Annotated in this window: 21 protein-coding genes and 1 pseudogene; 10 read left to right on the plus strand and 12 right to left on the minus strand. The window is 72.0% G+C overall.

Features of this window, described 5'->3' with window-relative positions:
- Nucleotides 1–112 precede the first annotated feature (112 nt).
- Nucleotides 113–424, plus strand: a complete 312-nt coding sequence (locus OG444_RS20340) for a hypothetical protein (RefSeq protein ID WP_327263513.1) — start codon at nt 113–115, stop codon at nt 422–424.
- Here the strand turns inward: OG444_RS20340 and OG444_RS20345 are convergent.
- Nucleotides 396–917 (minus strand): LURP-one-related/scramblase family protein, encoded by a 522-nt coding sequence (locus OG444_RS20345; protein ID WP_327263514.1) that lies wholly within the window; start codon nt 915–917, stop codon nt 396–398. The two genes, OG444_RS20340 and OG444_RS20345, sit on opposite strands and share 29 nt — an antisense overlap.
- 32 nt (nt 918–949) lie before the next feature.
- Between OG444_RS20345 and OG444_RS20350 the strand changes: the two genes are divergently transcribed.
- The gene (locus tag OG444_RS20350) at nt 950–1,762 is read left to right on the plus strand and encodes a hypothetical protein (protein ID WP_327263515.1); all 813 of its coding nucleotides are present in this window, start codon (nt 950–952) and stop codon (nt 1,760–1,762) included.
- Between the two features lie 28 nt (nt 1,763–1,790).
- The gene (locus tag OG444_RS20355; protein ID WP_327263516.1) at nt 1,791–2,318 is read left to right on the plus strand and encodes a DUF4240 domain-containing protein; all 528 of its coding nucleotides are present in this window, start codon (nt 1,791–1,793) and stop codon (nt 2,316–2,318) included.
- Here OG444_RS20355 and OG444_RS20360 read toward each other — a convergent pair.
- Nucleotides 2,309–2,974, minus strand: coding sequence for an MSMEG_1061 family FMN-dependent PPOX-type flavoprotein (locus OG444_RS20360; protein ID WP_327263517.1), 666 nt, complete (start codon nt 2,972–2,974; stop codon nt 2,309–2,311). The genes OG444_RS20355 and OG444_RS20360 overlap by 10 nt on opposite strands.
- Before the next feature lie 25 nt (nt 2,975–2,999).
- The gene (locus OG444_RS20365; RefSeq protein ID WP_327263518.1) at nt 3,000–3,164 is read right to left on the minus strand and encodes a hypothetical protein; all 165 of its coding nucleotides are present in this window, start codon (nt 3,162–3,164) and stop codon (nt 3,000–3,002) included.
- Between the two features lie 279 nt (nt 3,165–3,443).
- Between OG444_RS20365 and OG444_RS20370 the strand changes: the two genes are divergently transcribed.
- Nucleotides 3,444–5,288, plus strand: a complete 1,845-nt coding sequence (locus OG444_RS20370; RefSeq protein WP_327263519.1) for an NHL domain-containing thioredoxin family protein — start codon at nt 3,444–3,446, stop codon at nt 5,286–5,288.
- A gap of 189 nt (nt 5,289–5,477) precedes the next feature.
- Here the strand turns inward: OG444_RS20370 and OG444_RS20375 are convergent, their stop codons facing one another.
- The 4 genes and pseudogenes from OG444_RS20375 to OG444_RS20390 all read right to left on the minus strand — a co-directional run.
- On the minus strand, nt 5,478–6,770 hold the full coding sequence (locus tag OG444_RS20375; protein ID WP_327263520.1) for a M18 family aminopeptidase: 1,293 nt from the start codon (nt 6,768–6,770) through the stop codon (nt 5,478–5,480).
- Between the two features lie 101 nt (nt 6,771–6,871).
- Nucleotides 6,872–7,609 carry a hypothetical protein gene (locus OG444_RS20380; RefSeq protein ID WP_327263521.1) on the minus strand — a complete coding sequence of 246 codons (738 nt, stop codon included), beginning with the start codon at nt 7,607–7,609 and terminating at the stop codon, nt 6,872–6,874.
- Between the two features lie 134 nt (nt 7,610–7,743).
- A complete protein-coding gene (locus tag OG444_RS20385; RefSeq protein WP_327263522.1) occupies nt 7,744–9,570 on the minus strand; it encodes an acyl-CoA dehydrogenase in 1,827 nt (608 codons plus the stop codon).
- A 116-nt stretch (nt 9,571–9,686) separates the two neighbouring features.
- Nucleotides 9,687–9,923, minus strand: a pseudogene (locus OG444_RS20390) (ATP-binding protein); the annotation flags it as partial.
- 128 nt (nt 9,924–10,051) lie between these two features.
- Here OG444_RS20390 and OG444_RS20395 point away from each other — a divergent pair.
- The 4 genes from OG444_RS20395 to OG444_RS20410 all read left to right on the plus strand — a co-directional run bounded on the left by OG444_RS20395 (nt 10,052) and on the right by OG444_RS20410 (nt 13,115).
- On the plus strand, nt 10,052–10,510 hold the full coding sequence (locus tag OG444_RS20395; RefSeq protein ID WP_327263523.1) for an SseB family protein: 459 nt from the start codon (nt 10,052–10,054) through the stop codon (nt 10,508–10,510).
- Nucleotides 10,511–10,549: 39 nt separating this feature from the next.
- Entirely contained in the window at nt 10,550–11,518 is a 969-nt protein-coding gene (locus tag OG444_RS20400; protein WP_327263524.1) for a helix-turn-helix domain-containing protein, read from the plus strand.
- A 102-nt stretch (nt 11,519–11,620) separates the two neighbouring features.
- A complete protein-coding gene (locus tag OG444_RS20405; protein ID WP_327263525.1) occupies nt 11,621–12,004 on the plus strand; it encodes a hypothetical protein in 384 nt (127 codons plus the stop codon).
- A 118-nt stretch (nt 12,005–12,122) separates the two neighbouring features.
- Nucleotides 12,123–13,115, plus strand: coding sequence for a pirin family protein (locus OG444_RS20410; protein ID WP_327263526.1), 993 nt, complete (start codon nt 12,123–12,125; stop codon nt 13,113–13,115).
- A 75-nt stretch (nt 13,116–13,190) separates the two neighbouring features.
- On the opposite strand, the gene OG444_RS20415 is transcribed toward OG444_RS20410, so the two are convergent.
- Nucleotides 13,191–14,255 (minus strand): AI-2E family transporter, encoded by a 1,065-nt coding sequence (locus tag OG444_RS20415; protein ID WP_327263527.1) that lies wholly within the window; start codon nt 14,253–14,255, stop codon nt 13,191–13,193.
- Between the two features lie 53 nt (nt 14,256–14,308).
- Nucleotides 14,309–16,582, minus strand: a complete 2,274-nt coding sequence (locus OG444_RS20420; RefSeq protein ID WP_327263528.1) for a SpoIIE family protein phosphatase — start codon at nt 16,580–16,582, stop codon at nt 14,309–14,311.
- A gap of 157 nt (nt 16,583–16,739) precedes the next feature.
- On the opposite strand from OG444_RS20420, the gene aspS reads away from it, so the two are divergent.
- Nucleotides 16,740–18,563 (plus strand): aspartate--tRNA ligase, encoded by a 1,824-nt coding sequence (gene aspS / locus OG444_RS20425; protein ID WP_327263529.1) that lies wholly within the window; start codon nt 16,740–16,742, stop codon nt 18,561–18,563.
- Between the two features lie 91 nt (nt 18,564–18,654).
- Here the strand turns inward: aspS and OG444_RS20430 are convergent, their stop codons facing one another.
- Nucleotides 18,655–20,454, minus strand: coding sequence for a VWA domain-containing protein (locus OG444_RS20430; RefSeq protein ID WP_327263530.1), 1,800 nt, complete (start codon nt 20,452–20,454; stop codon nt 18,655–18,657).
- Nucleotides 20,455–20,763: 309 nt separating this feature from the next.
- On the opposite strand from OG444_RS20430, the gene OG444_RS20435 reads away from it, so the two are divergent.
- Nucleotides 20,764–22,860 (plus strand): PhoX family protein, encoded by a 2,097-nt coding sequence (locus OG444_RS20435; RefSeq protein ID WP_327263531.1) that lies wholly within the window; start codon nt 20,764–20,766, stop codon nt 22,858–22,860.
- A gap of 30 nt (nt 22,861–22,890) precedes the next feature.
- On the opposite strand, the gene OG444_RS20440 is transcribed toward OG444_RS20435, so the two are convergent.
- Nucleotides 22,891–24,180, minus strand: a complete 1,290-nt coding sequence (locus OG444_RS20440) for a sensor histidine kinase (protein ID WP_327263532.1) — start codon at nt 24,178–24,180, stop codon at nt 22,891–22,893.
- Nucleotides 24,168–24,869 carry a hypothetical protein gene (locus OG444_RS20445; RefSeq protein ID WP_327263533.1) on the minus strand — a complete coding sequence of 234 codons (702 nt, stop codon included), beginning with the start codon at nt 24,867–24,869 and terminating at the stop codon, nt 24,168–24,170. Before OG444_RS20445 ends, OG444_RS20440 begins: the two co-directional genes overlap by 13 nt.
- Nucleotides 24,870–24,917: the final 48 nt, after the last annotated feature.

A 24,917-nucleotide genomic window follows, 5' to 3' on the forward strand; every position in this document is an offset into this window, starting at 1 on the left:
CCGCGGCGCCCGCGCAATCCCCGGCGCCCCCGATTGGCGCCGGGGTGAGCGGGCAGACGAAGGGGACGGGCGGCGCCGGCCGCCCGGCACACGAGGAGGAGGCGGGTACGCCGTGACGGACGACGAAGAGGTCGTGCTGGAGGCCGCCCTGGAGCCGCACGAGCCCTCCGCCGCGGAGGTCGAGGCCCGCCGGCGGGTCCGGGAGCGGGCCACCGGGATGACCCACCACAGGGCACAGGCCGCCCTGGAGACGGTGCTCGCGGACGCCGGCGACCTGGAGTCCGCCGCCGCGGCCGTCCGCGCCGAGGCCGCGGAGTGGCAGCGCATCACCGACCTCCTGCTCGACCACGGAGGCCCGTACGCGCCGGAGACCGACGCCTACGTCCAGGGCCAGCTCACGGCACGGGAACAGCACCGGGACTGACCGCGTCCTCCCGCTCCTTCTCCGCCATCCGGATCACGCACACGGCGACCGCGATCAGCAGCGCCGCGTCCGCGTCCTCCCGGACCACGTCCACCGCGTACGTCTCGCGGAGCCGGTACCACTGGCGCGAGACCAGCGCGAGCAGCTCCCCGTCGTACTCGACCTTGAACTCGCGGTCCAGGATCCGCCCGCTGACGTCGAGCTCGGTGCCCTCGGCCAGGGTGACGCGGAAGTGGCCCCGCACCAGCGAGAGCCGCTTGCGGCGGATCACCGCGAGCCGCTGTTCGTCCTGCTCCAGGGTCATCGCGTCCCGCAGCGTGAAGAGCTTCTCCCGCAGGGTGATCAGGATCTGCCCGGCCGGATCCTTCAGCTCCAGCGTGTCCCGGAAGGACAGCGCCTTCCCGTCGACGAGGAAGGCGTGCCGGCCGTCCTCGTCCTCGATCCAGTAGTCGTCCCCGATGGCCAGCATTTTGTCCCGTACGAGGTATTTCATGCGCTGATCAGTGCCCGCGATAGGTTGCCCTCATGCCCCTGCTCTACGTGACCGACCTGGCGTACCCCGCACGCGGCCGCCGCTACTGCGACGAGGACATATTCCTCACGTCCCGGCTGCGCGCCGCGTTCGACCTGGCCCTGTGCCATCCCGCCGACGCGGAGGCCATGCTGCCGCTCGGCTTCGACGCGGTGATCGTCCGCAACAGCGGCCCGGTCCTGCACTACCAGGAGGCCTACGACTCCTTCCGCGCGGCCGCCCTCGCCACCGGGACCCGCGTCTACAACCCGCTCACCGGCCGCGGCGACATGGCGGGCAAGCAGTACCTGCTCGACCTGACGGCCTCCGGCCACCCGGTCATCCCGACGATCGACGACCCGGCCCGGCTGGCGGAACTGCCGCGGGTGGCGCAGTACGCGGTCAAGCCGAAGCAGGGCGCCGACTCCATCGGCCTGACCTTCACCGCGACACCGGACGGCCCGGCCGGGGCCGTGCTGATCCAGCCGCGCATCGACTTCACGTACGAGGTGTCCTTCTACTTCGTCGACGACGCCTTCCAGTACGCGCTGTACGCCCCCGATCCGGCCCGCCGCTGGGAGCTGGAGCTCTACACCCCGACCGGGGAGGACCTGGCCTTCGCCCGCTCCTTCGTCGCCTGGAACACCCTCGACCACGGCATCCAGCGCGTGGACGCCTGCCGCGCGCCGTCGGGCGAACTGCTCCTGGTCGAGCTGGAGGACCTGAACCCGTACCTGTCCCTGGACCTCGTCCCGGCGCCGGTGCAGGACGCCTTCGTCGAGGCGCTCACGGGGTCCCTCCACGCCTTCCTCGGCACCAACCCCTGATGTCAGACCCGGCTGTCAGGCTTTCCCCATGGACAAGCAGACGTTCTGGAAGCTGATCGAGACGGCCCGCGCCGACGCGCAGCCGCAGGAGGTGGCCTCGCGCGCGGCGCAGCTCCTCGCGGACCGGGCGGCGACGGAGATAGCCGCGTCCCAGCAGGTGCTGTGGGACCTGCTGGCGGAGTCCTACCGGGCGCCGCTCTGGGCCGCCGCCTACGTGATCAACGGCGGCTGCTCGGACGACGGCTTCGACTACTTCCGGGGCTGGCTCCTCACCCAGGGCCAGGAGGTCTTCGAGGCGGCCCTGGCCGACCCCGACTCGCTGGCCGCGCACGCCGCGGTCCGCGAGGCCGCGGCGGAGGGCCTGGAGCTGGAGGACGAGAGCACCCTGTCGATCGCCTGGACCGCCTACCGGGCCGCCGTCGGCCGGGAACTGCCCGCGGACTCCTTCACGATCAGCTACCCGGCCCTGGACCCGTCCTGGGACTTCGACTTCGACGACACCGACGAGATATCGGCCCGTCTGCCCCGGCTGAGCGCCCTCTTCGCCTACTCGTAGCGGTAGAGCAGGCTCTCGAGCTCCTGCTGCCGGATCTCCTCGATCGTCAGACCGGGGAGATCCAGGTGGGCGAGGGTGATCTCGGCGGAACTGGGCACGGCGTCCTCGGCGAGCCACTGCTCCGGCTTCCACGCGTTGCTGCGCAGGAAGGCCTTGGGGCAGTGCTGGTAGGCCTCCTCGACCTCCACCACGATCGCGCTCCGAGGGGGCTTGCCGACGGAGGTCAGCTGCTCCAGCAGCAGCGGATCGGCAGACACGCAGGCCCGCCCGTTGACCCGCAGGGTGGTGGCCCGCCCGGGGATGACGAAGATCAGCCCGGCCCGGCCGGTCTCCACGATGTTGTGGGCGGTGTCGAGCCGCTTGTTGCCGGTGGCATCGGGCAGCGCGAGGGTGAACTCGTCCAGCACGGCCACGAATCCGGGCGGCCCGCCCCGGGGCGTGACATCACAGGTCCCGTCGGCCCCGGCACTGGCGACGAACACCAGCGACGACCGCCCGATGACGGCCCGGGCCCCCTCGTGAATCCGGTCCACGGCCTTCCGGCGCGCCATCTCGCCGGGACTCTCGTAGAGCTCCCGCAACCCGTCCGTGCTCTCCACGGCGGTAGCGCTCAAGGCCTCGAATATCCGCCCGCTCGGCGGCGTGCTGACTGTCACCCCGACACGCTACCGGGCGGGTCAACTACAGCCCGCCGGTGTCGAGATCGACCCCGAACGGCTCCGCGTCCAGGTGCTCGTTGCGCACGAACTCGCGCAGTGCCGCCTCGTGCCACTCGGGCACGGGGTCCGGGCCGTCGTCGGCCGCGGCCGGGAACTCCGCCCGGACCTGGGGCATCCGCAGGGACATGCCCGACCAGTACCGCGCCCGCGCAGCGCCGCCCGGGCGCGGTGCGCCCAGGTACGTCCGTCGGCGGGCTCCGGCTCGGGAGCGACCTCGATCCCGAGGACCCGTATGACGCCCGCCAGAGACCGGGCGAACACCTCCCGACGGTCCTCCGTGCTTCCCGGCAGTGCCATGAACTCCGCCGTCCGCCCGTCCCCGGTCATCCGCCGCTCCTCCGTCGTAGCCCGTGGCCTGCCGTATGCGCGTGATCCGGTGTTCATACCCGGATGGCAAGCTTGAAGGATGAACGATGCTGCCCCGGCGCCCACCCCCGCGCCCGCACCCCGCAAGCGTGCCCGTGTCCGTGCCCCCGAGCTGATCGGCAAGGGCGGCTGGATCAACACCGGCGGCAAGGATCTGAAGCTCGCCGACTTCCGAGGTCGCACATTGATCCTCGATTTTTGGACCTTCTGCTGCATCAACTGCCTGCACGTCCTCGACGAGCTGCGCGAGCTGGAGGAGAAGCACCGCGACACCGTCGTGATCATCGGTGTGCACTCGCCGAAGTTCGTGCACGAGGCCGAGCACGCCGCCGTGGTCGATGCCGTCGAGCGCTACCAGGTGCACCACCCCGTGCTGGACGATCCCGAGCTCGCGACCTGGAAGCAGTACGCCGTACGCGCCTGGCCCACGCTCGTCGTGATCGACCCCGAGGGGTACATCGTCGCCCAGCACGCCGGTGAGGGGCATGCGCACGCCATCGCCCGGCTGGTCGAGGAGCTGGAGGCCGAGCACGAGGCCAAGGGCACGCTGCGGCGCGGGGACGGGCCCTACGTGGCGCCCGAGCCGGTGGCCGGCGCCCTGCGGTTCCCGGGGAAGGCGCTGCTGCTGCCCTCCGGGAACCTGCTGGTGTCCGACTCCACGCGGCACCAGCTCGTCGAGCTGGCCGCCGACGGCGAGAGCGTCGTACGCCGCATCGGCAGCGGCGAGCGCGGCTTCGCCGGGGACAGTTTCAGCGAGCCGCAGGGACTGGCGCTGCTGCCCGACGGCAAGGTCGTCGTCGCCGACACCGTCAACCACGCCCTGCGCACCTACGACCCGGCCACCGGGCAGGTCGAGACCGTCGCCGGCACCGGTCGGCAGTGGTGGCAGGGATCGCCGACCTCCGGGCCGGCGCTGGAGGTGGACCTTTCCTCGCCGTGGGACGTGGCCTGGTGGCAGGGCCGGGTCTGGATCGCCATGGCCGGTGTGCACCAGCTGTGGACCTGGGACCCGCAGGCCGGGACGGTCGGGGTCGCGGCCGGCACGACCAACGAGGGACTGCTCGACGGGCCGGCCGCCGAGGCCTGGTTCGCCCAGCCCTCGGGGCTCGCGGCCGCCGGGGACCGGCTGTGGATCGCCGACTCCGAGACCAGCGCGCTGCGGTACGTGGAAGCCGGTGACGAGGGGTACGTCATCAAGTCGGCCGTCGGCACCGGGCTGTTCGACTTCGGGCACCGGGACGGCGACGCGGCCCAGGCGCTGCTCCAGCACCCGCTCGGCGTCACCGCCCTGCCCGACGGCTCGGTCGCGGTGTGCGACACGTACAACCACGCGCTGCGCCGCTTCGACCCCGCCACCGGGCAGGTCTCGACCCTGGCGACGGATCTGCGCGAGCCCAGCGACGCCGTGCTGGTGGGCGAGGACATCGTGGTCGTCGAGTCGGCCCGGCACCGGCTGACCCGGCTGCGCCTCCCGGAGGAGGCGGTACGGGTGGACGCGGTCGCCCACCGTACGCAGCGGGCCGCCACCGAGGTGGCGCCCGGCACCATCCGCCTCGACGTGGTCTTCCAGGCCCCGAGCGGGCAGAAGCTCGACACCCGCTACGGGCCCTCCACCCGGCTGCTCGTCTCCTCGACCCCGCCCGAGCTGCTGGCGGACGGAGAGGGAGCCGGGACCGACCTGTTCCGGGAGCTCGCGCTGAACCCGGACGTCACCGAGGGCGTCCTGCACGTCTCGGCGATGGCGGCGTCCTGCGACGACGACCCCGCCAACGAGTACCCGGCCTGCCACGTCCACCAGCAGGACTGGGGCGTGCCGGTCCGCGTCACCGCCGACGGCGCCGCCCGGCTGCCCCTCGTCCTCGCCGGGATGGACGCCGAGGGCTAGGTCGTCTCTTTTGGATCTTGTCGGTCGGCCCGCGTCGTCCGGTGCCGTGCATCGCAAGGCGGAGGAGCGCCGTTGTACTGGACGTACTGCGGTGCTCCGACAACGCGGCGAGGTGCGGTGCCGGGCGACGCGGGCCCGGCAAGATCCGAAAGAGACGACCTAGATCGGGCCCGCGGCCTTCCCGGGGGCTCAGCCCTCCAGGAAGGCCACCAGGGCGTTGGCCAGCAGGAACGGGTCGTCCGCGCCGCACAGTTCGCGGGCACTGTGCATCGAGAGGATCGCGACGCCGATGTCCACCGTCTGAATGCCGTGGCGGGCGGCGGTGATCGGGCCGATCGTGGTGCCGCACGGCATCGAGTTGTTGGAGACGAAGGTCTGCCACGGGATACCGGCCCGCTCGCAGGCGGCGGCGAACACCGCGCGCCCGCTGCCGTCGGTCGCGTACCGCTGGTTGACGTTGACCTTCAGGATCGGTCCGCCGTTGGCGCGGGGGTGGTGCGTCGGGTCGTGCCGCTCTCCGTAGTTGGGGTGCACGGCGTGGCCGGTGTCCGAGGACAGACAGATGGTGCCGGCGAAGGCCCGCGCGCGGTCCTCGTACGAGCCGCCGCGGGCGAAGACTGAACGTTCCAGCACGTTGCCCAGGAGCGGGCCGTCGGCGCCGGTGTCGGACTGCGAGCCGTTCTCCTCGTGGTCGAAGGCGGCCAGCACGGGGATGTGGTCGAGCTTGCCGCCGGCGGACACCGCCGCCAGCGCCGCGACGCCCGCGTGCACGGACAGCAGGTTGTCCATCCGCGGGCCGGCCACCAGCTCGCGGTCGCGGCCCAGGTACGAGGGCGGTTCGATGGAGTGGACCATCAGGTCCCAGCCGGCCACCGAGCCCTGGTCCAGGCCCTCTTCCTCCTCCAGGAAGGCGATCAGGTCGCCCTCCTGGACGTCGCCCAGGCCCCAGATCGGCTGCATGTGGCGCTGCTTGTCGAGCTTGAGGCCGTCGCTGTTCACCGACCGGTCCAGGTGCACGGCGAGTTGGGGGACGCGCAGCAGTGCGCGGTCCACGTTCACCAGGCGCTCGGTGCCGTCGCGCAGGGTCAGCCGTCCGGCCAGGCCCAGGTCGCGGTCGAGCCAGGTGTTGAGCAGGGTGCCGCCGTAGATCTCGACGGCGATCTGCCGCCAGCCCTGCGAGCCCGTGTCCGGCAGCGGCTTGACCCGCAGGTTCGGGGAGTCGGTGTGTGCGCCGACGATCCGGAACGGGGTGTGCGGGGACGCGCCTTCGGGGACGAACCATGCGATGAGCGCACCGCCGCGGAGCACGAACTTGCCCCCGGTGCCCGCATCCCAGGCGTCCGTTTCCGACAACTGCCTGAAGCCTGCCTTCTCCAGCCGCTCCGCCGCGTTGGCCACGGCGTGGTACGGCGACGGACTGGCCGTCAGGAAGGTCATCAGATCGTCGGTGTGGCCGCGGTCGAAGCGGGCGGGAGAGCTCATGTGGTTCACCTTAACGACGGTCGTGTTCGTCATGGCCGGACTGCGATCGATGGCCGGAGGTCGGGGGCCGCAGGGTGGGTGATCTGCGGTCCCGTCGGTTTTCAGCCCGGCGGACGCTCGAATCGGCGCTGCAGCTGCCTGCGCTCGCCCCGGCGGATGCGCGGGAGCATCTCCGGGGTCTGCGGGGAGCGCTGCGCGCGTCTCTTGCGTCCGGCGCAGAAGATACAGGCCTCGCCGGGAGGAGCGTCGGGGTCGATCGGCGCGCCGGGATGTTCGGCGCATCCCGAGGCGTTGCGCGGCCGGGACAGTTCGCGGGCGACGATGAAGGCGCGGTGGAGGTCGTCGGCGATGCGGACGAAGTCCTGGTCGGGTGAACCCAGGGTCAGGTGGAAGCGCTGCTCGTCGATCGTGCGCAGGAAGCGGCGCAGGACCTCGAGGGTGAAGGGGCCCTCCGGCACGGGGTAGCCGAGGCGGCGCTGCTCCGCGGCGGGCCCGGCCGGGCCGCCGGTGCGGCCGCCCTGGATGCGCTGTCCGAGGCGTCTGCGGTCGTTGCAGATGAGGCAGCGGCCCCAGCCGTCGGGGGCCTCGGGGTCGAGGGCGCCGTTGGGGTGCTCGGAGCAGCCGGTGTAGCTCTTTGCCGGTGCGAGGGCGGCGGCCGTCTGGAAGGCCACGTAGAGGGCGTCGGCGATGGGGTCGTACTCGGCGGGGTGGGCGCCGTCGTACAGGTCGGTGATGCGGTCGCCGAGCGCGCCCACATTGGCCTGCAGCTCCTTGAGGGCGTACGGACGTCCGGCGGGGACGGAATACCCCCTGCTGCGCTGCTGCTCCTGTGGACTCATACGTACGAGCGTCCCATGAACGACTGACAAGACGGGAACGGATGCCCCGCGCAGGCCAGTGGCCGGGACCCCCCGAGGGGGTCCCGGCCACTGTGCGTACACCGCTGGAGGTGCCTGAGCGGGGCGGCGCTGCCTTAGAAGGCGGCCTCGTCGAGCTCCATGAGGGAGTTGTCGACGACCTCGGCCAGCTGGCGCTGGACCGAGACGTTCGGCAGGACCTGCGACGCGAAGAACTTCGCGGCGGCGATCTTGCCGGTGTAGAAGGGGATGTCCTTCGGGGCGGCGGTCGCCAGCTTCTCGGCGGCCACGGCGGCGCCCTTGAGCAGCAGGTATCCGACGACCACGTCACCCGAGGCCATGAGCAGGCGGGTGGTGTTCTGGCCGACCTTGTAGATGTTCTTGACGTCCTCGCCGGTGGCGGTGAGGTCGACGATCATCTGGCCGACGATGGCCTCGAGGTCGACCGCGGCCTTGGCGAGCGCGTCGCGGGCGCCGGCCAGCTCCTCGCCGCCGACGGCCTCGGCCAGGAACTTCTTCATCGTCTCGCTGAGGATGTTCAGCGAGGCGCCCTGGTCGCGGACGATCTTCCGGAAGAAGAAGTCCTGGCCCTGGATGGCCGTGGTGCCCTCGTAGAGGGTGTCGATCTTGGCGTCGCGGATGTACTGCTCGATCGGGTACTCCTGCAGGTAGCCGGAGCCGCCGAAGGTCTGCAGGGACTGGGCGAGCTGCTCGTAGGACTTCTCCGAGCCGTAGCCCTTCACGATCGGCAGGAGCAGGTCGTTGAGGCCGATCTCGGCGGAGGCGTCCTCGCCCGCGGCCTGCTTGACCTGGATCTCGTCCTGCACGGAGGCCGTGTAGAGGACCAGGGCGCGCATGCCCTCGGCGTAGGCCTTCTGCGTCATGAGCGAGCGGCGCACGTCGGGGTGGTGCGTGATGGTGACCTTGGGCGCGGTCTTGTCCATGAAGTTCGCGAGGTCCGGGCCCTGCACGCGCTCCTTGGCGTACTCCAGCGCGTTCAGGTAGCCGGTGGAGAGGGTGGCGATGGCCTTCGTGCCGACCATCATCCGGGCGAACTCGATGATCATGAACATCTGGCGGATGCCGTCGTGCTTGTCGCCGATCAGCCAGCCCTTGGCGGGGTGCTGGTCGCCGAAGGTCATCTCGCACGTGTTGGAGGCCTTGAGGCCCATCTTGTGCTCGACGTTCGTCGCGTAGACGCCGTTGCGCTCGCCCAGCTCGCCGGTCTCCCAGTCGAAGTGGAACTTCGGGACGAGGAAGAGCGACAGGCCCTTGGTGCCCGGGCCGTGGCCCTCGGGGCGCGCGAGGACGTAGTGGAGGATGTTCTCCTCCATGTCGTGCTCACCGGACGTGATGAAGCGCTTCACGCCCTCGATGTGCCAGGAGCCGTCGGCCTGCTGGATCGCCTTGGTGCGGCCGGCGCCGACGTCCGAGCCGGCGTCCGGCTCGGTGAGGACCATGGTGGAGCCCCAGCGCTTCTCGACGGCGAGCTGGGCGACCTTCTTCTGCGCCTCGTTGCCCTCTTCGAAGAGGATGCCGGCGAACGCCGGGCCGGAGGAGTACATCCAGATGGCCGGGTTCGAGCCGAGCAGCAGCTCCGCGTAGGCCCAGATGAGGGAGCGGGGCGAGGTGGTGCCGCCGATCTCCTCGGGCAGGCCCAGGCGCCAGTACTCGGAGTCCATGAAGGCTTCGTAGCTCTTCTTGAAGGACGCCGGGACGGGCGCGGTGTTGGTGGCCGGGTCGAAGACCGGCGGGTTGCGGTCGGCGTCCTCGAAGGACGCGGCCAGCTCGTTCTCGGCGAGACGGGCGAGCTCGGACAGGACGCTCTTGGCGGTCTCGGTGTCCATCTCCTCGAACGGACCGGTGCCGTACTGCTTGTCGCGGCCGAGCACCTCGAAGAGGTTGAACTCGATGTCGCGGAGATTCGACTTGTAGTGCCCCATGGCGACGGCTCCGTTAAGGCTCGGGGAGACAGGTTCCTCGTACATACCAATCGGTAACAACATGATGCTACCCGCCGGTAATAACGGCAACCCTTCCCGGCCGACTGTGACCAGGGTCAAAGCTCGCACCAGACCGTTCTGGTCCCGGCTCCCCGGGTGACCCCCCGTCGCAGCGCGACGGCGTCGAGCAGGGCGAGGCCGCGCCCCGACTCCTCGGTCCCGGGCGCCCGCCGCGGTACGGGCCGCGCGCGCGGATCGGGATCGGTGAGCTCGACCCGTGTACGGGTTGCCCTTCCGGTCCCGGTGACGCGCAGGGTGACGGGGGTGCCCGCGCCGAGGTGGGCGATCACGTTGGGGCCGTTCGTGCGGGCGCTGAAGGCCGGGGAGCTACCCGGCTGAGGCCGTCCCCCCGCGCCCGCCCCGGGAGGGGACTGGCCGGTACCGGCCGGTATGGGGGCAGGTGCTCGATAGGGTGTGCCGCATGTACGGCTACGACCAGAACCCGGGCGCCCAGCAGCAGTATGCGCAGCAGCCCCCGCAGGGCTACGCGCAGCAGGCGCCGCCGCTGTACCCGGAGCCGTCCCCGCCGTCGCTCGCCGACGCCGTGCGGGCCTTCACCACCGGGTCCCTCTCCGCGGAGGACTTCCAGCAGATCTTCGCCACGTCGAAGGTCTACTGCCCGCGCGGCGACACCCCCGGGTTCCTGGCGCTGCACAACACGCAGCAGCCGGTCATCCCGATGTTCACCACGCTCAAGGAGCTGCGGCGGTACGCGGGCAAGGAGTCCAAGTACTTCGTGATCACCGGCGCCGAGGTGATCGACCTGCTGCCGACCGGGTACGGCTTCGTCCTCGACATGGAGGGCGACCACCGGATGGTCTTCGACGCGAAGGCGGTCGAGCAGATGGTCGACTTCGCCATGCGTCGCATGTACGGCTAGAGCCGGACACACATCCGGCTGAGCTCGGGGGCGGGCGCGATGCTGAGGGTGCACTTCACGGCCGAAGACCTGCTCAACGTCACCTTCATGAGCGAGCCGCTGCCGATGGTGGAGCTGGCCATGGCGCTGGTCGCCTGGCAGCGTACCGACGAACCGGCGGTTTTCGGCCGGTGGCGGGGCAGGGTCGGCCGGGAGCTGCCGGGCCGGGTGCGCCCGCTGCTGGACCTGCTGCGCCCCGACGGTGACAACCCCCAGTTCGTCGAGCCGTACACGGCCACGCTGGAGGAGGGGCTCGCCGCCGTACGGGAGGCCGCGCCGGCGCTGACCGGCGGGCAGCTCGCCCGCGCCGCGGTCCGGGCGCCCGGGCCGGATTCCTGGCTGCGGGCGCTGTGGGGCCGGGAGCGGGAGGCGTGGGACCAGCTGGGCGGGGCGCTCAGGGCCGGCCACGAGGTCGTGGTGGCCCCGCACTGGGCCCGGATCCGGCAGTCCTTCCAGGCGGACGTCGCCTGGCGCACGCGGCTGCTGGCCACCCACGGGATCAAGGCGTGCCTGGCGAGTACGCACCCGCGGGCCGAGTGGTCGGGCACCGTCCTGGAGGTCGACCGGCCGCCGCATTACGACGTCCGGCTCGGCGGGCGCGGGCTGCTGCTGATGCCCTCGCCGTTCTGGACCGGGCGTCCGCTGGTCGCGGCGGGCCCGGGCGGGCCGCAGGGGCCGCCCGTGCTGATGTACCCGGCGCTGACCCCGCTGCCCCTGGTCGGCGCCGGGCCCGCGGAGGGCGCGCTGGACGCCCTGCTGGGCCGCACCCGGGCGGCCGTGCTCCAGCAGCTGGTGCGGCGGCGCACGACGAGCGAGCTGGCCAGGGACCTCGGCATCAGCCTCCCCTCGGTCTCCGAGCACACCCGCACCCTGCGCGCGGCCGGGCTGATCACCACCGAGCGGGACGGCAGGGCGGTGCTGCACTCGGTGACGGGCCTGGGCGCGGACCTGCTGCGCAGCGGCGGCTGACGCACCTTTCGGCCCTGCCCGAAACCATCGCGGCCGCGGCCGGGGCTCCCGAGTATCGGTGCTGCGGGGGGACACCCGCTCCTACGGACAGGGGAGACTGCGATGTCACGTACGTCGTTTCGCACGAAGCTCGCCGCTGTGGCGGCCACGGGGGTGATGGCGCTGGGTACGGGGGTTCTGGCGGCTTCGCCCGCGCAGGCCGCCTGGTGCGGGGTGAGCGGAGGGACGCTGTACTGCGGCAACACCCCGAACATCGACATGTACCGGTGGGCGGGCTTCGGTGCGCCGTACGCGGACACGTTGAAGACCAACCCGAGCCAGTTCGACTGCTGGACCACGGGTGACTGGCACGGCGGCGGCAACAACACGTGGTACGGCGCCCGCGGGGACGTACGGGGAGCGTTCGGGTTCGTTCCGGCCCAGTACGTGAACACCTCCTCGGCATTCGACGCACACCCGGACTGGTACGGGCTCGACCACTGCTGACCTGCGCCTGAGCACACGGCGGCCCCCGGGGGAATGTCTCCGGGGGCCGCTCTGTTCTGTGGGGTGTGGCAGAAAGTTCGAGTTTCAACTAAACTCGACGCAGAAGGAGGTCCTGACCATGCCCGCAGTGACTGTTGAGAACCCGTTGACCCTTCCGCGAGTGGCCGAGCCCCAGGCCGCCGTCCCGCGCAAGGTGCTGGCCGTCGTCTCTGCTCCCGGTGGGTTCGAGGGTGAGGGATTCCCGGTGCGCCGCGCGTTCGCCGGGATCAACTACCAGTACCTCGACCCGTTCATCATGATGGACCAGATGGGCGAGGTGGAGTACGCGCCCGGCGAGCCGAAGGGAACCCCCTGGCACCCGCACCGCGGCTTCGAGACCGTCACGTACCTGATCGACGGAACCTTCGTCCACCAGGACAGCAACGGCGGCGGCGGAGTCATCAACGGCGGTGACACGCAGTGGATGACCGCAGGTTCGGGCCTCTTGCACATCGAGGCCCCGCCGGAGTCCCTCGTCGTCTCGGGCGGGCTGTTCCACGGCCTCCAGCTGTGGGTCAACCTCCCGGCCTCCGACAAGATGATGCCCCCGCGCTACCAGGACATCGGCGGCGGCCAGGTCCAGCTGCTGACCACCCCGGACGGCGGCTCCCTGCTCCGCGTGATCGCCGGTGAGCTCGACGGCCACCAGGGCCCGGGCATCACCCACACCCCGATCACGATGATCCACGCGACCGTCACGCCGGGCGCGCAGATCACCCTGCCGTGGCGCGAGGACTTCAACGCCCTGGCGTACGTCATGGCCGGGCGCGGGTCCGTCGGCGAGGACCGCAGGCCCGTACAGACCGGGCAGACGGCCGTCTTCGGCGAGGGCGGCTCGCTCACCGTGCGGGCGGACGCGTCCCAGGACTCCAACGCCCCGGACCTGGAGATCGTGCTCCTCGGCGGACGTCCCATCCGGGAGCCGATGGCGCACTACGGGCCGTTCGTGATGAACAGCCAGCACGAGCTGCAGCAGGCCTTCGACGACTTCCAGGCGGGCCGGCTGGGCCGCATCCCCACCACCGCGCGCACCGGGCTCGGCCACCGCGGCGCCGGCGAGGCGGACAGCTGATCGGGCCGGTCGGACGGCCGGGCGGTCGGGCGGTCGGGCAGGGCGGGTTCCCGGAGGGGGCCCGCCCGCCCCGTTTTACGGGGTGGGGTCCACCGGTACGGGCACGGCATCGGCGTACCGGACCCGCAGCTCCGAGATCACCCCGAAGACGGCGGCCGTCAGCGGCACCGCCAGCAGCATCCCCAGGATCCCGGCGACGCTCGCCCCGGCGGTGATGGCCAGCATCACCACGGCCGGGTGCATCTGCACGGTGCGGCTCTGCACCACCGGCTGGAGCACGTAGCCCTCGATCATCTGGACCAGCAGCACCAGGCCCAGCGCCCACAGGCCGATGACCCAGCCGCGGTCGGCGAAGGCCACCAGGACCGCCACCGCGCCCGACAGGAAGGCGCCCAGGTAGGGGATGTAGGCCGTCACGAAGACCAGGGCGGCCAGACCCAGCGCACCCGGCACGTCGAGGATCAGCAGCCCCACGCCGATCAGCACGGCGTCGACCAGGGCCACGAAGGTGGTCCCCCGCATGAACCCCTCGACGGCCTCGAAGGCGCGCCGCCCCATGGCCTCCATCAGATCGCCCGAGCGGACCGGGACGATGGAGCGCAGCGTGCCCACGGCCCGGTCGGAGTCGCGCAGGAAGAAGAAGATCAGCACCAGCGCGAGCAGCACCATCGCGATCATCGAGCCCACCACGCTGAGCCCGGTGACGACGCCCGAGGCGGCCGTGCTGCCGAACTTCGTGAGCAGGTCCTTGGAGTTCGCGGTGATGTCCTCCAGCGAGGTGCCCACCGCTCCGAAGTGCTCGGCGAGGGTTTCGCCGGCCCGCCGCAGCGCGTCGACGATCTGGTCGCCGGTCTCCATGAGCGCGAGGACGACCACGTACGTGGCCCCGCCGACGACTGCGACCACCGCGAGGCAGGTCAGGGCGGCGGCGAGCGAGCGGTTCATCTTCATCCGGACCAGCCGCCGGTGCATCGGCCCGAGCAGGGCCGTGCCGAGCACGGCCAGCAGTACGGGCGTCACGGCGGCTTCGAAGACGATGCACAGCCATACGCCGACGGCGAGGACGGCGGTGACGAGCAGGACGACGCCGCACCAGGCGGCGAGCCGCCGTACGGGTTCGGGCAGGAGGGGATTGGACACCGCCGTATCCAATCACGCCCCGCCCGGCCCGCCCCGCCGCGTCCGACCCGGGGTCAGAACACCGGATCGGCGTCCGTCTTGGACTGCTCGTGCAGCTCGAACCAGATGGACTTGCCCTCGCCCCGCGGGTCCACGCCCCACGCGTCGGCCAGCATCTCCATCAGCAGGACCCCGCGGCCGCTGGAGGACATCTCACCGGGCTGCCGCTTGTGCGGGAGCTCGTCGCTGCCGTCGGCGACCTCGACGCGCAGCCGGCGCGCGCCCAGCTCGCCGACCGCCTCCGCGACCAGCAGCGCGTCGCCGTCGGTGTGCGTCAGTACGTTCGTCACCATCTCGGAGACCATCAGCACCGCCGAGTCCACCTGGTCGGGGTCGGCCCAGTCGTGCAGCAGCTCCCGGATCTGCTGGCGGGCGCCCGCGATCCGTTCGGGTTCCACCTGGGCCACGGTCAGGACGGTCCGGCGCGCGGGGCGGGCCGGGTGCGGCGGTGCGGTGCGGTGGTCCACGGCCTCGCGGCACAGCAGCACCACCGCTATGTCGTCCTCGCGCCGGTCGGCGAGCGGGCCGGTGGTGTGGTGCGAGGACGGCCCGTGCACGGCCTGGACCAGCAGGTCCGCCAGCCGTTCGAGGTGCGGCGGCTCCAGGAGCCCGGCCGTGCCCGTCCCCGCTCCCGTCCCGGCTCCGGCCCCCGTCCCGGCTCCGGCCCCCGCCCCGGTGCTCGGCGACTCGTGCGCGTCGGACTCCAGGACCGCGCGCAGCCGGGCCCAGCCGGTGTCCAGGTCGTGCCCGCCGGTCTCGATGAGGCCGTCGGTGCAGAGCATCATCGTCTCGCCGGGTTCCAGGGGGAACCGGGTGGTGGGGTAGTCGGTGTCGGGGTCGATCCCGAGGGGGAGCCCGCCCGCGGTGGGTCGCATGAGGACCGTGCCGTCCGCCATCCGGATCGCGGGGTCGGGGTGGCCGGCGCGGGCCACCTCCAGCATTCCGGTCTTCGGGTCGCACTCCACGTACAGGCAGGTCGCGAACCGCGGGCTCTGGAAGTCGGAGTCCCGCACGTCGGCGTCGCGGGCGCGGGCGTCCCCGTCCACGTACGGGTCGGACTCCTGCGAGGAGCACAGCCCGGCCAGGAAGCGGGAGGCGCGCGAGAGCACCGCGTCCGGCCGGTGGCCCTCGGACGCGTACGCCCGTACGGCGATCCGCAGCTGGCCCATCAGCCCGGCCGCCCGCACGTCGTGGCCCTGGACGTCGCCGATGACCAGCGCGAACCTGCCCGACGGCAGCGGGATCATGTCGTACCAGTCGCCGCCGACCTGGAGCCCGCCGCCCGTCGGGACGTACCGCGCCGCGATCCGCATGCCGGGGATCTCCGGGCCGAGCTGCGGCATCATCGACCGCTGCAGGCCCGTGGTGAGTTCCCGCTCGGACTCGGCCACCCCGGCGCGCTGGAGCGCCTGGGCCAGCATCCGGGCCACCGTCGTCAGGACGGACCGCTCGTCGGGGGAGAAGGACGCCGGGTGCTTGAAGGCGGCCATCCAGGCGCCCATGGTCCGCCCGGCCACGATCAGCGGCAGGAAGGCCCAGGAGACCCGGTCGAAGCGCTGGGCGAGCGGCCAGGCGGCCGGGAAGCGCCGTCTGTACTCGTCGGGGGTGGGCAGGTAGATCGCCCGGCCGGTACGGACGACCTCCGCGGCCGGATAGTCCGTCTCCAGCGGCATGTCCGTGAAGGGGCCCTCCTCGCACGGATCGTGCCCGTGGTGCCCGATGATCGACAGCCGGTCCCCGGCCGCGCCGAAGACGGCCAGACCGTCCGGGCTGAAGCCGGGCATGGACAGCGAGGCGGCGACCCGCAGCACCTCCGCCGTGGACCGGGCCTCCGCCAGCGCCCGCCCCGCGTCCAGCAGGAAGGCCTCGCGGGAGCGCCGCCAGTCGCCGGTGATGGGGGTGTGCGCGGCCGTGGTGCCGGGCTGGGGCTCGGCGATCTCCTGGATGGTGCCGATCAGCTCGTAGTCCGTGCTCCCGTCGGCCGCCCTCTTCTCCATCGGTTTGGAGCGGCTGCGCACGGTCCGCAGGACCCGGCCGTCCACGTCCATGATCCGGAGCCGGGCCTCGGCGAGCGTGCCCTCGGCGACGGCCAGGTTCACGATCCCGTTGATCTCGTTCCAGTCCACCGGGTGGAACCGGGACCGTACGGCGACCTCCGGGAGGACCACGGGCTCGGGGGGCAGCCCGAGGAGCCGGGCGGCCTCACTGTCGAGGGTGACCGTCCCGGAGGCGTTGTCCCATCGCCACAGGCCGGTCGCGATGGCTGCCAGGACGTCCTCGGTGCGCACTCGGCCATCTTTACAGGTCATATCCGTTACGTGCCTGTTCGCCCGTGCTCCGGGCGCATTTGCGCAGGCTGGAGGGAGTGCCCGACCCGTCACCCTCCCGGACGGTAACCTTGGGACGGTTGAATCCACCCTGGTATCGCGTAGAACTGGATGACTGATGCATCGGTACAGGTCCCACACCTGCGGCGAGCTCCGCGCCTCTGACGTCGCCGCCGACGTCCGACTGAGCGGCTGGCTGCACAACCGTCGAGACCTGGGCGGCATCCTCTTCATCGATCTGCGGGACCACTACGGCATCACGCAGCTGGTCGCCCGGCCGGGCACCGCGGCGAACGAGGCGCTGAGCAGCGTCACCAAGGAGACCGTCGTCCGCATCGACGGCAAGGTCCTCTCCCGCGGCGCCGACAACGTCAACCCGGAGCTCCCGACCGGCGAGATCGAGATCGAGGTCTCCGAGGTCGAGGTGCTCGGTGCGTCCGCACCGCTGCCCTTCACGATCAACACCGACGACGGTGTGAACGAGGAGCGGCGCCTGGAGTACCGCTTCCTCGACCTGCGCCGCGAGCGCATGCACCGCAACATCATGCTGCGCTCGGCCGTCATCGCGTCGATCCGCTCGAAGATGGTGGCCCTCGGCTTCAACGAGATGGCGACGCCGATCCTCACCGCGACCTCCCCCGAGGGCGCCCGTGACTTCGTCGTGCCGTCCCGCCTGAACCCGGGCAAGTTCTACGCCCTGCCGCAGGCGCCGCAGCAGTTCAAGCAGCTGCTGATGATCTCCGGCTTCGACCGGTACTTCCAGATCGCGCCCTGCTTCCGCGACGAGGACGCCCGCGCCGACCGCTCGCCGGGCGAGTTCTACCAGCTCGACGTGGAGATGTCCTTCGTCGAGCAGGAGGACGTCTTCCAGCCGATCGAACGCCTGATGACCGAGCTCTTCACCGAGTTCGGCAACGGCCGCGAGGTCACCTCGCCGTTCCCGCGGATCCCGTTCCGCGAGTCGATGCTGAAGTACGGCAACGACAAGCCCGACCTGCGCGCCAAGCTGGAGCTCGTCGACATCACCGACGTGTTCGAGGGCTCGGAGTTCAAGGCGTTCGCCGGCAAGCACGTGCGTGCCCTGGCCGTCCCGGACACCGCCGCGCAGCCCCGCAAGTTCTTCGACGGCCTCGGCGAGTACGCGATCTCGCTCGGCGCCAAGGGCCTGGCCTGGGTCCGTGTGGGCGAGGACGGTTCGCTGACCGGCCCGATCGCCAAGTTCCTCACCGAGGAGAACCTCAAGGTCCTCACCGAGCGCCTGGGCCTGGTCCCCGGCCACGCCGTGTTCTTCGGCGCGGGCGACTTCGACGAGGTCTCCAAGATCATGTCCGGCGTCCGCGTCGAGGCGGCCAAGCGTGCGGGCCAGTTCGAGGAGAACGTCTTCCGCTTCTGCTGGATCGTCGACTTCCCGATGTACGAGAAGGACGAGGAGACCGGCAAGATCGACTTCTCCCACAACCCCTTCTCCATGCCGCAGGGCGGGATGAAGGACCTGGAGGAGAAGGACCCGCTGGACATTCTGGCCTGGCAGTACGACATCGTCTGCAACGGCATCGAGCTGTCCTCCGGCGCCATCCGCAACCACGAGCCCGAGGTCATGCTGAAGGCCTTCGAGATCGCCGGTTACGAGGCCGAGACCGTCGAGCGCGAGTTCGCGGGCATGCTGCGCGCGTTCCGCCTGGGCGCCCCGCCGCACGGTGGCATCGCCCCGGGTGTGGACCGCATCGTGATGCTGCTGGCCGACGAGCCGAACATCCGCGAGACCATCGCCTTCCCGCTCAACGGCAACGCGCAGGACCTGATGATGGGCGCGCCGACGGTGCTGGAGGAGGCCCGCCTGCGCGAGCTGAACATCGCGCTGCGCAAGCCGGTGGAGACGAAGGCGGCCGAGCGGCCGGTCTCCGACGCGGTCACCCCGGACGCCGGGTCCCCGCGGGGCTGACGCCCGCCGCGCCGATACGCCGAAGGCGGCGCTCCTCTCCTTGCCGGAGGGGGGCGCCGCCTTCGTTGTTCCCGCTGATGGCGACCGCTGACTAGAACTGCTCCAGGACGCCCTTGGCCAGGGCGGCGGAGGTCAGCTCGGTGGGGGCCGGGCCGGCGTGGAAGAAGCCGGCGTTCTCGGCGTCCAGCTTGCGCAGGAAGTCGAAGGCCTTGGAGTCGTGGTCGCCGAAGGCGACGAACTGCCAGTGGATGCCGGGGGCCGTGGTGGCGGCGTCGGCCAGGGCCTGCCGGGCGGGCTGCCGGTTGTCGGGGGCGCCGTCGGTCTGGAAGACGACCAGGGCCGGGCCCTCGCCGCCGTCCTTCTGGTAGCGCTCCACGACGGCCTCGACGGCCACGTGGTAGCTGGTGCGGCCCATCCGGCCGAGCTCGGCGTGGCGGGCCTCGACCCAGGCGGCGTCGTAGCCGTCGAGGGACAGGTCGGCGGTGCCGTCCACCTCCGTGGAGAAGAACACGGTGTGCACGGTCGCCGCGTCGTCGAGGTGCGCGGCGAGGGCGAGGGCGTGGTCGGCGAGGTGCTGGGCGCTGCCGTCCTTGTAGAACCCGCGCATCGACCCGGACCGGTCCAGCACGAGGTAGACCTTGGCCCGAGCCCCGGCCTTCCCCTTGCCGCGGAGGACCTGACCGACGGCCTTGTACGCACCGACGACCTCGGGAGCCCGGCGCTTCACGGCGGCGAGCGCGTGTGCGGGCGCCTCCGGCGCGGTCTCCCCGGCGGCAACCGGCTCGGCCTCCGCCTCCGCCGGCTGCTCAGCAGTGGGGGCGGCCTCGGGCTCGGCCTCGGCGGCGGCCGGCTCGACCTCCGCCTCGGCGGCGACGGCCTCGTGCTCGGCGGCGGCGGCGGCGACGGCCTCGGGCTCGGCCTCGGCGGCGGCCGGGGCCTCGGGCTCGGCCTGGTCCTGCGCCTGCGGTGCCTCCGCTTCGGCGACGGCCTCAGCCTCGGGCTCAGTGGCGGCCTCTGCCTCGGCGGCGGCCGGCTCGGCCTCGGGCTGCTCCGCAGCGGGGGCGGCGGCCGGCTCGGCTTCCGCTTCGGCGGCCGGGGCCTCGGCCGCGGGCTCGTCCTGCGCCTGCGGTGCCTCGGCCTCGGCGGCTGCCGGCTCGACCTCCGCCTCGACGGCGGCGGCCTCAGCCTCGGGCTCAGCAGCGGCCTCAGCGGCTGCCGGCTCGACCTCCGCCTCGACGGCGGCGGCCTCAGCCTCGGGCTCAGCAGCGGCCTCAGCAGCGGCCTCAGCCTCGGGCTCGGCGGCGGCCGGCTCGGCCTCGGGCTGCTCCGCAGCGGGGGCGGCTGCCGGCTCGGCCTCGGCGGCAGCCGGGGCCTCGGCCTGGTCCTGCGCCTGCGGCGCCTCAACCTCGGCGGCCACCGGCTCGGCTTCGGCCTCGGTGGCGACCGGGACCTCGGGCTCGGCTGCAGCCTCGGCGGCGGTGTCCGCCTCCGGTGCGGTGGCTTCGGCGGGTGCCTCCGCCTGCGGAGCTTCGGCTTCGGGCGCCGCGGTCGGCTCGGCCTCGGGGGTGGCATCGGCCTTGGCCTCCGCGGCGGCCGGCTCGGGCTCGGCCGGGGGCGCGGGGGTTTCTCCACCGGGCTTCGCCGCAGGCGCACGGCGGGCTTCCGGAACCGTCGGGTCCGCCGCCGGGGCGGGGGCCGTGAGGACCGTACCCGGCTCACGGTCGCGCGGAGCGGACTGCGGCGGAACCGTGGGGTTGTCGAAGGACGCCGCCACCAGTTCGGCGGCGACGTCCAGAGGGGTCCGTTCCGCCTGGTTGGGGACAGCGGCCGAAGGGGTGTCCGTAGTGTCCGGAACGGATTCCGCGGACCGTCCGAATACCTTGCGCAACAAGCTCCGAATACCCATGGGCCAGGCCTTTCGCATGTGTGCGTGCGTCATTTGTCCGTGCTGCGCGGTTGATCCCTGCCCAGAGTGGACACGTAAGGTTATCGGCCGCCCGGCTGGATCTTCGGCAGGGTCGCCTTTCGTGGCGCCCGGCTCCGAACCATCCGCACACGGTCGGTGAACTGCCGCTCCGACGTGCCGGGTTCACCGACCGTTCATCCCCGCGCCGCCGCTTCGGCGCAACCCGGGCCTAGCGTCGCGGCTGGATCGTACCGACACGTTGTCGGCGCCCACGCAGCCACTCGGAGGACACTCGTGCGCAAGCTTCTGCCGTTCATCGGCAACCCGCATGGGAGCGGCCGTTCCGCTCTCACCTGTCGTTACCGCTGTGGCGACGCATGCTTCCACGAGGTGCCGAACACAAGCAACAACGAGTACGTCGGCGATGTGATCGCGCGCGCCTACTCCCGCCGCGCGATGCTGCGTTCCGCCGCGGTCGTGACGGTCGCCACCGCCGCCGGTTCCGCCGTGGTGCTGGGCGGCCCGGGGCAGACCGCCAACGCCTCCCCCTCCGCCGAGGCCGGCGCCGGGGCGGCCGGCGGAGCCGGCAAGAGCGGTGAGGCCGCCCGGGGCTTGCGCTTCAAGGCCGTCGCGCCGAACACCGACGACAAGGTCACCGTCCCCGAGGGCCACGAGCAGAACGTGGTGATCCGCTGGGGCGACCCGATCATCAAGGGTGCCCCGGGCTTCAACCCCGACCAGCAGACGGCCGCCGCGCAGGCCGGTCAGTTCGGCTACAACAACGACTTCCTGAGCCTTCTCCCGCTCGGCGGCGACTACGAGCGCCAGCAGCTGCTCGTGGCCAACCACGAGTACACGGACGAGCAGCTCATGTTCAAGGCGTACGACCCGGCCAACCCGACCCGCGAGCAGGTCGAGATCGCCTGGGCCGCGCACGGCCTGTCCGTGGTCGCCGTCCAGGAGGACCACCGCAGCGGCAAGCTGACCGCCGTCGGCCGCCACCAGCTCAACCGCCGCCTGACCGCCACCAGCGAGTTCCGGCTCACCGGCCCGGCCGCGGGCACCGACCTGCTGAAGACCTCCGTCGACCCCACCGGCACCAAGGTGCTCGGCACGCTCAACAACTGTGCCGGTGGCACCACCCCGTGGGGCACCACCCTCCACGGCGAGGAGAACTTCAACCAGTACTTCGCCAATGCCGGTCAGGTCACCGACCCCGCCCGGGCCGCCCGCCTGAAGCGCTACGGCGTGACCACCGGTGCCACCGAGCGCAAGTGGGAGCGATTCGACAAGCGCTTCGACGTGGCGCAGGAGCCCAACGAGTCGCACCGCTTCGGCTGGGTCGTCGAGCTGGACCCGTACGACCCGCACTCGGTGCCGCGCAAGCGCACCGCTCTCGGCCGCTTCAAGCACGAGGCCGCGCAGCCCCGTCTGACCGAGGACGGCCGTCCGGTCGTCTACATGGGCGATGACGAGCGCTTCGACTACTTCTACAAGTTCGTCTCGTCGAAGCGGATGAAGAAGGGCAATTCGCGCGCCGCGAAGGAGCACAACCTCACGCTGCTCGACGAGGGCACGCTCTACGTCGCCAAGCTCACCGGTGACTCCCCGGCCGCCGAACTCGACGGCGCCGGCAAGCTGCCCTCCGACGGCGAGTTCGACGGCTCCGGCGTCTGGATCAAGCTGGCCACCGGCAACGTCTCGCACGTCGAGGGCATGACCGCCGAGGAGGTGTACGTCTTCACGCGCCAGGCCGCCGACAAGGTGGGCGCCACCAAGATGGACCGCCCCGAGGACGTCGAGCCCTCACCGCGCACCGGCCGCGTCTACATCGCGCTGACGAACAACACCGACCGCGGCAAGCCGGGCAAGGAAGGCGCCACCGAGGCCAACCCGCGCAACCTGAACAAGCACGGCCAGATCCTGGAGCTCGCCGAGAACTTCGACGACCCGGCGGGCGACGGCTTCGCCTGGCGGCTCTTCCTGGTCGCCGGTGACCCGAACGACCCGGCCACCTACTTCGCGGGCTTCCCGAAGGACAGGGTCAGCCCGATCTCCTGCCCGGACAACGTGGCCTTCGACCCGCACGGCAACCTGTGGATCTCCACCGACGGCAACCAGCTCGGCTCCCACGACGGCCTGTTCGGTGTGGCGACGGCCGGTGAGCGCCGCGGTGAGCTGAAGCAGTTCCTGACCGTTCCGCGCGGGGCCGAGACCTGCGGTCCGCTCATCCAGGACAAGCGCGTCCTGGTCGCCGTCCAGCACCCGGGCGAGATCGACGGCGCGTCCGTCGAGAAGCCGCAGTCGGTGTGGCCCGACGGTCCGGGCAAGATCGTCCGCCCGGCGGTCGTCTCCGTCTGGCGCAAGGACGGCCGCAACATCGGCGTCTGAGCGGGCCGGTTGGCCAGGTGAAAGGCATCTTTATGGTCTCGAACCAGGCCAATTCCCCTCTGCCAGCCTGCCGACGGGGAGCCGGAGCGTCGTCACGGCGCCCCCGTCGGGGGCGTTGGTGAAGCTCACCGCGATCTCCAGCACCGCCGCCTGCCCCATCACGATCGTGAGTCCCAGGCCGTGGCCGCGCCCGCGGCCCGGGTCTCCGGTGCGGAACCGCTGCGGGCCCTGCTCGATCAGTTCGGGCGGGTAGCCGGGCCCGTGGTCGCGGACCACCACCACCGGGCCCTCCACCGTCACTTCGACCGGTGGCCGGCCGTGTTTGCCGGCATTGACCAGCAGGTTGGTCAGGATCCGGTCCAGGCGCCGGCGGTCGGTGAGCACCTCCGCGTCCCGGACCACCCGTACCGAAGCGGCCGGCCCGGTCGCCGTGACGGCTCCGGCCCCCGCGGCGGCCCCGGCGACCGCCCGTTCCACGGCCCGGCCCAGTTCCACCCGGGCGAGGTCGGCCCGCTCCACGCCCGATTCCAGCCGGGAGATCTCCAGCAGGTCCTCGGTCAGCAGGTGCAGGGCCTTCAGCCGGTTGTTGATCATCTCCTTGGGGCGGCCCTCGGGCAGCAGGGCCGCCGCGGCCAGCGAGCCGGTGAGCGGGGTGCGCAGCTCGTGCGCGACGTCCGCCGTGAAGCGCTTCTCCGCCTCCAGCCGGCCCTGCAGCGAGGCCGCCATGGAGTCCAGCGCGTGCGCCACGTCCCGTACCTCGTCCCGGGAGCCGGAGTCGCTCGGGAAGTTGACCCGGGCGTCCAGGTCGCCGGCGCTGATCCGGCGGGCCACGGCGGCCGTGGCCGTGAGCCGCCGGCTGATCCGGTTGGCGAGGAACAGGCCGGCCAGCGCGACCAACCCGGCCGCGAGGACGGCGGAGGCGAGGATCGCCGCGTCGACGTCCCGCAGCCGCTCACGGGTGGCCCCGAACGGGAGCCAGACGGCGACGACCTTGTCGTCGGCGGGTCCGGCCGCCCACATGACGGGCTTCCCCTGCTGGAGGCCGACCATGCTGCCGGTCTGTCCGGCCGCGACGAGCTCGCGCAGGGGCCGGGGCAGGTCGGCGGGGTCGAAGACGACGTTCACGTCGCCGTGCGCGGTGCCGTACTCGTAGTGGCCCAGGGCGTGGTCCAGCTCGGTGTCCGCGGCCTTGCGGACCTCTCCGACCATCTGCCGGGCGACCACGTTGTGCACCAGGATCCCCAGCGCCGCGGCGACCATGCAGCACACCATCGTGGTGGTCAGTGCGATCTTCCAGCGCAGGCTGCTCAGCGCGCGCATCGCGACCCGTCCCCGTCCGGAGGGGTCTGTGCGAGCCCCGGGCAGTCGTCGAGGGTGAGCTGGGACAGGTTCATGATTCCGGCCTTCGGGTCCCACACGTAGTCGGAGACGGCCACGTGGTCGGGGTTCGTCGTGGGCTCGCGGACGGCGAGGTGCTCGGCGGCCACCTCCACGCCCTCCAGGACGGCCCGCCGGGACAGGATCCGGGCGATGCTGCCGTCGTCCTGCACGGTGTAGACGCGCAGCTCGCTGAGCCGGCCGTCGATGTCCAGGGCGGTGATGAGCTCCTCCCGGCCGTTGCCCGTCAGGTCGTGCAGGACCGCGGGGCGCACCGGGCAGTCGGGCCCGCCGTCCACAGCCTGTGTGCAGAGCGCGAGGCGCTGGGCGGCGCGCGGGTCGACGAGCCGGCCGGTCCCGCCGTCCTGCTCGGTGGCGGAGGTGATGTCGGCGCGTACGACGGGCAGCGCGTCCACCCCGCGCATGGTCCGGCCCGCCACCTTGGGGAGCCCGGGGACCACGGCGGCCGTGCCCGGCTTCTGGTCCGGGGCGGGCGGGTCGGGGCGGATGTCCTTCCACAGGCTCTTCGGGGCGTGCACCGTACCGAGGTCGCCCTCGCTCTGCAGTCCTTCCACATCGGCGCACCCCGCCAGGAGTAGGGCGAGGACCATCACGGCCGGGACGCGGTGCATGCTCCGATGCTGCCCCGTGCGGCCCCGCCCGGCCCGGGAGGCGGCCCA

Origin of the sequence: Streptomyces sp. NBC_01232, assembly GCF_035989885.1 — a bacterium.
Taxonomy (GTDB): Bacteria; Actinomycetota; Actinomycetes; order Streptomycetales; family Streptomycetaceae; genus Streptomyces.